At 45.7% G+C, this 8,400-nt stretch carries 6 protein-coding genes; all 6 read right to left on the reverse strand.

Annotation, left to right across the window (positions count from 1 at the left end; translation table 11 throughout):
• Positions 1-202: 202 nt before the first annotated feature.
• Positions 203-964 carry a DeoR/GlpR family DNA-binding transcription regulator gene (locus BP97_RS0130615; RefSeq protein ID WP_028552509.1) on the reverse strand — a complete coding sequence of 254 codons (762 nt, stop codon included), beginning with the start codon at positions 962-964 and terminating at the stop codon, positions 203-205.
• Positions 965-986: 22 nt separating this feature from the next.
• Positions 987-2,462: a rhamnulokinase gene (locus BP97_RS0130620; RefSeq protein WP_028552510.1), complete on the reverse strand. Its 1,476-nt coding sequence runs from the start codon at positions 2,460-2,462 to the stop codon at positions 987-989.
• Between the two features lie 22 nt (positions 2,463-2,484).
• Positions 2,485-3,747, reverse strand: coding sequence for an L-rhamnose isomerase (rhaA, locus tag BP97_RS0130625; RefSeq protein ID WP_028552511.1), 1,263 nt, complete (start codon positions 3,745-3,747; stop codon positions 2,485-2,487).
• A 22-nt stretch (positions 3,748-3,769) separates the two neighbouring features.
• Entirely contained in the window at positions 3,770-4,141 is a 372-nt protein-coding gene (locus tag BP97_RS0130630) for a sensory rhodopsin transducer (protein WP_028552512.1), read from the reverse strand.
• Positions 4,142-4,189: 48 nt separating this feature from the next.
• Positions 4,190-6,259, reverse strand: coding sequence for a bifunctional rhamnulose-1-phosphate aldolase/short-chain dehydrogenase (locus BP97_RS0130635; protein ID WP_028552513.1), 2,070 nt, complete (start codon positions 6,257-6,259; stop codon positions 4,190-4,192).
• A 678-nt stretch (positions 6,260-6,937) separates the two neighbouring features.
• On the reverse strand, positions 6,938-8,218 hold the full coding sequence (locus BP97_RS0130645) for a cation:dicarboxylate symporter family transporter (protein ID WP_028552514.1): 1,281 nt from the start codon (positions 8,216-8,218) through the stop codon (positions 6,938-6,940).
• Positions 8,219-8,400 lie beyond the last annotated feature (182 nt).

The raw sequence follows: 8,400 nt of genomic DNA on the forward strand, positions 1-8,400 counted from the left end.
CCTCACCAGCTTACTTGGTGATTGCAGCGTGAAATTCTTTTACCCTTTTACAACAACTTTCGTAGAGCTGCGGCTCAACCGCGAGCCACTTCCACTGCAAGGAAGCAACAAGGTATGTTGGTTTCTTAAGTCCGATATATCGTAACACGAAAAAGCGGCAGGCCCGAGAACATCTGACCAGCCGCTTTTTCGTGTTACTAGTTCATACTGTTATTACAGAAATTCCGCGATCTTGCAACTGCTCGAGCGTATCCTTAGCGATGCGACGATCCGTAATAATGACATCGACTTCCGACAAATCGGCTACATGCGTGAACGCTTGTATCCCAAATTTACTGGAATCCACCAGAAGAATGACTTCATCCGCCATACCGATCATCCGCTCTTTGATGCGGGCTTGCAGCTCGTTAGATTCGCTAATTCCGCGGTCAAGATGAACACCTTTGCAAGACAAAAACAATTTGTCTACGTGATAGGTATCCAGAGAACGTTCAGCCAATGGTCCAACATAAGATAGAGAACGCTGAGCCAATAAGCCGCCTGTCGAGATCACTTCGATCTTCTCTTTACTGCTCAGCTCCGTTGCGACCTTGATTGAATTGGTAAGGACGGTCAGAGGATGATCAGGTACTTCCGCAGCCATATACCAAGCCGTAGAGCTGGCATCAAGAAGAATTCGATCCTTCGGGGCAATCCGCTTGATCGCTGCCTGGGCAATCCTTTTCTTCTCTTCGGCGTAGGTGATTTCCCGTTCAAAATAAGGAATTTCCGGTTGTTGGTCGTCCTTTATACTTACAGCCCCACCATGCGAGCGGGTAAGACGACCTGCTTGTTCCAAGCGGTCCAGATCACGGCGAATCGTTTCTTCCGTAACCTGAAAGAGCTCGCTAAGCTCGGAAACTCTTATAGCGCCTCTTTGATTAACCACACTTACAATTTTCTCATAACGCTCCGCAGCTAGCATAGATGACCTCTTTTCACTGACTTTATTCTGCAATCCGTGTCAGCTTAACAAATCTGTCATAGGCATGACCCCACAGCTCTTGCTCTTCAGGCTTATATTCAACAATCGGGAAAGAATCACGGATAGCCTGGCGAGCTTCCCAAATATCGTTAAATACGCCTTGGGCGATCCACTGAACAGCCATATTTCCGATAGCACTGCCTTCCGAAGGCCCCGCCCATACCGGCTTACCAATGGCATTCGCCGACCATTGGCAAAGCAGTGTATTTTGAATTCCACCACCGACCATGTGCAAACCATTGAATTGTTGCTCCGATAAACGTTCGGTCATTTCGAATACAAATCGATATTTCAGTGCCAAGCTTTCCAAAATGCATCGAACGATTTCACCAACCGTCTCCGGTGCCTGTTGCCCTGTTTCACGGCAATATTGAGCTATTCGAGCAGGCATGTCGCCCGGAGCTAAGAATAAGGAATGATCTGGATCAATGAATGCACCGAACGGTTTAGCTGCACCAGCCAGCTGCACCAATTCCGGGAACGAATACGATTGGCCTGCTTTCTCCCACACGCGGCGGCTTTCCTGAAGTATCCACAAGCCCATAATATTTTTCAGCAAGCGATACGTCCCCTCAACTCCGCCTTCGTTCGTAAAATTGAGCTTCTGAGCCGTTTCATTGATAACGGGCTCTTGAACTTCGGTTCCCATCAAGGACCATGTCCCACAGCTCAAGTAAGCGAAAGAACGGTCCGTTGCCGGTACAGCTGCCACTGCAGAGCCTGTATCATGCTCAGCTACTGCATAGACAGGGATCGATGGGATTCCGAGTTCATCGCATACCGAAGCTTGCAGCATACCTGCTTCGCTTCCAGGCTGTAACACGTCGCCGAACCAAGAGTCTGGTAAATCCAGCTGCTTCAAAAGCTCCTTATCCCAATTCCCTTGGACAGGATTATATAACTGGGTTGTGGTAGCATTGGAAAATTCGTTGTGCATCTCTCCTGTCAAGAAGTACCGCAGCAGATCTGGGATCATTAGAAAACGGTTGCCTTCTTGCAGCCAAGGAGAATTAGCTTGTTTGAGAGCAAAGAGCTGGAAGATCGTATTGAACTGAAGGAATTGAATGCCCGTTCTGCCGAAAATTTCGGATGCAGGAAGCTCAGTGAACAACTTCTCCATCATATTTTCCGTATGGCGATCCCGGTAATGATAAGGATTACCGATCAGTTCACCATTCTTTCCTATAAATCCAAAATCAACCGCCCAGGAATCGATCCCTATGCTTGAGACTTCAATCCCTTTGTTCTTGGCAATCAGCAGCCCTTGCTTGATTTCATGGTATAAACGTAAAATATCCCAATGCAGGCGGTCGCCCACCTGCACTGGATCATTGGAAAACCGGTGAAGCTCCGTGATCTCGATCTTGCCATCTATCAAACGGCCAAGCATCGCTCTCCCGCTGCTTGCCCCCAGATCAAAAGCAATAATGTTTCCCAAAGGTATCACCCTTATTCGTTAATTAGTTTCCGCGTTTAAGCAGCACTTCTTGCTCGTAGGTTTTTACCTCTGCAAGCCATTCTTCGCGTACAGGAACACCTTTGGAGGCGCAGTAGTAATCCCAAACGGCACCGTAAGGATAAGATTTGAACTCTTCCGTTAAAGCCAGACGAGTGGTGTAATCTCCCTCCAGCTCCGCTTTCTTCAATGCTTCCACTGGATCTAACATAGCACGAAGAAGAGCTTTGATCGTATTGCGTGTACCGATAACCCAAGCGGCAACACGGTTGATGCTCGCATCGAAGAAATCAAGGCCGATATGTGTTTTTTCTAGCAGTCCGCCGCGAACCAATTCCCGGCCGATATCAATCAATTCATCATCTAAGGTTACTACATGATCGCTATCCCATCTCATTGGACGGCTCACGTGCAGCAGAATGCCATCCGTGAATAAAGCAAGCGACGATAATTTATTAGAAATAACCTCTGTCGGATGGAAGTGTCCGGCATCCAGGCAGATCAGTTTGTTATTTTGAATGCCATATCCCATATAGAATTCGTGGGAGCCTACAACAAAAGCTTCGGACCCAAGACCGAACAGCTTGCTTTCAACCGCATCCAGATTGTAAGCCGGATTGATTTCTTCTGCAAATACTTCGTCTAATGCCGATTTCAAACGTTGTCTCGGAGCCATACGGTCTGCCGGAACATCCTTATAGCCATCCGGTACCCATACATTCGTTACGCAAGTTTGACCCAGCTGCTCGCCGAAGTAGGCGCCGATTTTTCTGGAGGCTTTGCAATGGTCGATCCAGAATTGACGAATATCAGGATTAGGATGACTCAGTGTAAATCCGTCCTTGGAATTCTCATGAGAGAAACAAGTCGGGTTGAAGTCCAAACCCAAGCCTTGGCTCTTAGCCCAATCTGCCCATCTCTCAAAATGCTTTGGTTCCAGCTTATCCAGCTCTACTTTTTCCTCAGTATCCGCATAGATGGCATGAAGATTTACTTTGTGCTTCCCTGGAATTAAAGAGAAAGCTTTCTCCAAGTCTGCACGAAGCTCCTCAGGAGTGCGCGCTGCTCCCGGATAATTCCCGGTAACGGAGATTCCGCCTGTCAGATCCTGATCCCGATTTAGGAATCCTTTTACATCGTCGCCTTGCCAGCAGTGCATGGAAATTTTGATTTTCTCCAGCTGCTCGAGCACTTGATCGACATCGATGCCATGGGCCGCGTACAGCTCTTTAGCCAATTCATAATTGGCTTGAACGTTTTTATCCATTTAGACAACTCCTCAACATTGTTTATTTGATTGGGTAAGCTATGACCGACATAAGAGCGTTCTCAGCCTGAGTCGCATCCAAACGGCTGTATTGCACAATAATAGGGATGTTGCTCTTCACTTCAATCGCATAGGGAACGCCGACGGGTATGTACGTCCCTTCATTGTTTAATGAGCTCGTGCGGATATGCTTCGTACGGCGTGCTGGAACGACTTCCGCGATATTCTCTATCGGATCGCGATCCTCAAAGAAGATGGTAATGGTAAGCTCGGCATCCTCCGATGCGGTGTTCAATACACAAATCGATTCATGGCTGGTCAACGCCCCGGAGCTGAGCTCCGGGATGTAACCGTCAGGAATGATCCATACCTTTTCCCCTGTAGCCGATGGCATGTGATACGCCTCCTTCAAATGATATCCATATGATATGGTTGAAGATGATTAACGAGTAAACGCGGCAGGTACGCCTCCATCGATGGTCAGCATGCAGCCTGTTGTTTTTTCCGATTTCGAAGAAGCAAAGAATGCGATGCCTTCCGCAATATCACGCGGGTAAATATTCACAAGCAAGGTAGTGCGTTTGCGGTAATGCTCTTCCAATTGATCCGGTTCAATGCCGTATGCAGCGGCACGTTCATTACGCCAGCTTCCGTTCCAGATCGCAGAGCCTTGAAGAATAGCATCCGGCAAAATCGTGTTAACGCGAATACCGAATTCTCCGCCCTCTGCAGCGATACAACGTGCAAGATGAGCTTCCAATGCTTTAACTGCACTGTAAGCCGAAGCACTCTTACCGGCATAAACCGAGTTTTTGGAGCCGATGAAGACCATGTTACCGCCGATAGCTTGTTCCTTCATCATAATGAACGCCTCACGGGCAACGAGGAAGTAGCCTGTTCCGAGCACGTTCATGTTCAGATTCCATTCCTTCAAGGACGTTTGGTCGAATGGGCTGGAGGTGGCAAGACCGGCGTTGTTAACAATAATATCTACACCGCCATAAGTAAGTGCCGTTTCTGCATAAGCAGCTTTGATCATCTCTTCGCTTGTTACATCCATCTTAACCGCGATAGCACGATTCTCGCCATACTTCGCATTGATTTCGGAAGCTACATTCTCTGCACCTTCAAGGTTAAGATCTGCCAGCACAACGTGCGCGCCTTCAGAAACTAAACGACGTGCCGTTTCGCTACCGATTCCGCCAGCTCCGCCGGTAATGAAAGCAATTTTACGTGAAAATTCAGCTTCTGCTGGAGCCAAGGACAATTTGTAAAGCTCAAGCGGCCAGTACTCCACGTTGTAAGATTCATTTTCACTAAGAGATACGAATTGTCCAAGTGCCGTAGCGCCTCGCATAACTGCAATCGCACGGTGATACAAAGCACCACTTACTTGAGACATTGCCCAGCTTTTTCCGGTATTGATCATACCAACGCCAGGAATGAGGATAACGCGCGGCGCAGCTTCGAACATAACGTCGCCTTCATTTTTGTTGCGGTCAAAGTAGGCTTTGTACTCTTCTTTATATGCAGCAATACTTTCTTTTAATTTCGCTTTCAGTCCGTCGATATCGTCCGCGTTAGGCGTCCAATCGATGAACAATGGAACAACCTTCGTATGGACAAGATGATCCGGGCAAGCAGCTCCAACTTGAGAAAGTGCTGCAGAGTTTTGTCCGCCTACGAATTGCAGTACGTCTTCAGCATCGTCGAAGGAAAGAATCATTTTCTTAGCGTCGCTAACAGCTCCGCGGATTGTAGGCATCACTTGTGCAGCAACGCTTCTGCGCTCCTCTGCAGTCAAAGCTCCATGCTTCACGCCACCAAAAACTTTAGCTTCATTAATTCGTGCTTCGATAAAGCTTTCCGCTTCAGTGATGATTTTAATCGTTTGAGCATAAGCCTCTTCAGAAGTTTCGCCCCAAGTAACAAGACCGTGCTTCTCCATAAGAACAAGTTCAGCCTTAGGATTATTTAATACGCCTTCAGCAATCATTTTGGATAATTTGAACCCTGGACGGATATAAGGAACCCATACGAAACGATCTCCAAAGATTTCACTAGCTAACTCTTTGCCGTTATCTGCGCAACAAAGGCTGATGATGGAATCCGGGTGGGTATGATCTACGTGCTTAAATGGAAGAAATGCATGAAGCAAAGTTTCAATAGAAGCGCGAGGATGTTTGGCATCAATCATGCAGTTCGCCAGGTATGCGACCATTTCTTCATCTGGCATTTCGTCTTTCTCGAACAAAGGACGAATATCATCCATGCGCAAACCAGTAAAATTAGACGCCTTCATAGTAGCAAGGTCGGAACCGCTGCCTTTCACAAACATAACTTCTACGTCACGACCGCGGAAATCCTTTACGATCGTTTTACTGGAGGTATTCCCGCCACCGTAATTACATACACGACGATCAGTACCTATCAGATTAGAGCGGTAAACCAATTGATCGAGACCTGTAACTTGTTCTGCTGCTTTAGATGCTTCCCACAAACTTTGTACCATGATTATACCTCCGCTTAGATGTTTATTTTGTTTTGTTTACATCTTATCATATTTGTTTATTTTTGAATACCATGTTTTTTAACTTAAAACAAAACAAAACAAAAACAATGAAGGATCTGTAAATTGGGGAATCCTATTAAACTGTTCTGAATAAACAAGGGTTAAATAGTGGTTTGTAGAGGGTACCGGCATTGGTTTCGTATAACTAAAAGAGGCAGCCTTAGGACGAAAATAATTCCCAGACTGCCTCTGTTATATGATGCCTTCGAATTCATAGAAAGGGGATACCCCACCTCCCGATTTCATCCAGTTTTTTCAACACTTGATCCCCTTATAACAAGGGGTTACTTTTAGTTCTTTTTTTTCTTTTTTGTTTTTAAAATCATAAAAATAGAAACACCAACAGAAATTAATATAAAAATAAGGATCAATGGTAGCACAGGACTTCCTACAATAAAGTAAGTATCATTATACTGATAATTCTCATTAGCCAATATCATTGTTCAACCCCCGAATTATAACAATAGCTTCCGCTATTTTCACGAAATCTGTATTTAAGCGAATCTATTACGTAAAAAATGCACTCCTTGGGTACATCGGATTCACCGGAGGCTTTTCCAACGTCTATTCCAAAGAGTGCATTTCTTCTAAAAATCAGAGATGTCGTAAGCTGTGCTATTAAGCCACTTCTTGCTGAACCTGCTCCTGACGGATCGAGGTGACATATTGTTTGCCTTTGGCAGCATCGTACTGCCCTTCCCACTTGGACATGACAACCGCGGCGAGTGAATTGCCTAACACGTTTACTACAGTGCGCGCCATATCAAGAATCCGGTCGATTCCGGCAATGAAGGCAAGTCCTTCAACTGGAATGTTGACGGAACCGAGTGTTGCAAGCAGTACGACGAAGCTGACTCCAGGTACGCCGGCAATCCCTTTAGAGGAAACCATCAGCACAAGCAGCAGCGTAATCTGCGAGCTGATCGGCATATGGATGCCATACATTTGCGCTATAAATATAGCGGCGAGAGCCTGATACAGCGTTGAACCGTCGAGGTTGAACGAGTACCCCGTCGGTATGACGAACGAAGTAATCGCCTTAGGACAGCCGAACTTCTCCATTTTCTCCATGATTTTGGGAAGAACGCTCTCCGAGCTTGCCGTAGAATACGCTAGGAGCAGCTCGCTTTTTAGAATACGAATGAGTGTAAAAATACTGGTGCCGCACATTTTGGCGATAATGCCGAATACCACGATGATGAAAAAGAACATAGCTCCGTACACGGACAAAACCAGCTTACCGAGTGGAATAAGTGATGTGATACCGAATTTGGAAACGGTTACTCCAATCAGAGCAAAAACGCCAATAGGAGCGAAATTCATGATTTTGTTTGTAACCCAGAACATAGCATCGGCAACACCTTCAAAGAAACGAATGACCGGCTTGCCTTTATCCCCGATAGCCGCAAGGCCCAGTCCAAACATAACCGAGAAGAAAATAATCGCGAGCATATCGCCTGCTGCAAGTGATTGAATAATATTAGTAGGAACAATGTTGACGATCGTGTCCATGAAATTATGGCCAACTTTTTCGGTAGTTTCTACATATTTATGGATATCCGATTTGACCAAATGAGACATATCTACCCCTGCGCCCGGCTTGAACACATTAGCTGCAAGCAGTCCGACCACAATAGCAACGGTAGTGACGATTTCGAAGTATAGAATCGACTTGCCGCCGATTTTACCTAGCTTCTTCATATCCCCTACTCCAGCTACCCCGACGATCAAGGTGGAGATGATGATCGGAACGACGATCATTTTGATCAAGCGAATGAAAATATCGCCTACCGGTTGAAAATAGGTTGCAATATTAGGATTTCCATAAAACAAAGCACCGATAACAATCCCTAAGGTCAGACCTATAAAAATTTGCGGTGCCAGTCCAATTTTTTTCATTATCCTATGCCTCCCTTAAAGATAGTAAAGTAAACGTTTTCTTTATTTTAAGAGAGCATCTACGCCATTCTACAAAAATCTACGCCGTATGTTTAAAAAAATATTAAGATTCGAAAAATAGGGAAAACTTCTGTACAATAAGCTAGGCTGTTAATGAGCTATAGGAAGTGCTGTCCTTGAAA

The organism is Paenibacillus sp. UNC451MF (genome assembly GCF_000686845.1).
In the GTDB taxonomy this organism is placed as follows: domain Bacteria; phylum Bacillota; class Bacilli; order Paenibacillales; family NBRC-103111; genus Paenibacillus_S.

Bases quoted from the DNA above. Each gene is read 5' to 3' on its own strand.
- BP97_RS0130615 (WP_028552509.1), bottom strand. From the start codon at position 964: ATGCTAGCTGCGGAGCGTTATGAGAAAATTGTAAGTGTGGTTAATCAA.
- BP97_RS0130630 (WP_028552512.1), bottom strand. From the start codon at position 4,141: ATGCCATCGGCTACAGGGGAAAAGGTATGGATCATTCCTGACGGTTAC.
- BP97_RS0130635 (WP_028552513.1), bottom strand. From the start codon at position 6,259: ATGGTACAAAGTTTGTGGGAAGCATCTAAAGCAGCAGAACAAGTTACA.
- rhaA (WP_028552511.1), bottom strand. From the start codon at position 3,747: ATGGATAAAAACGTTCAAGCCAATTATGAATTGGCTAAAGAGCTGTAC.
- BP97_RS0130645 (WP_028552514.1), bottom strand. From the start codon at position 8,218: ATGAAAAAAATTGGACTGGCACCGCAAATTTTTATAGGTCTGACCTTA.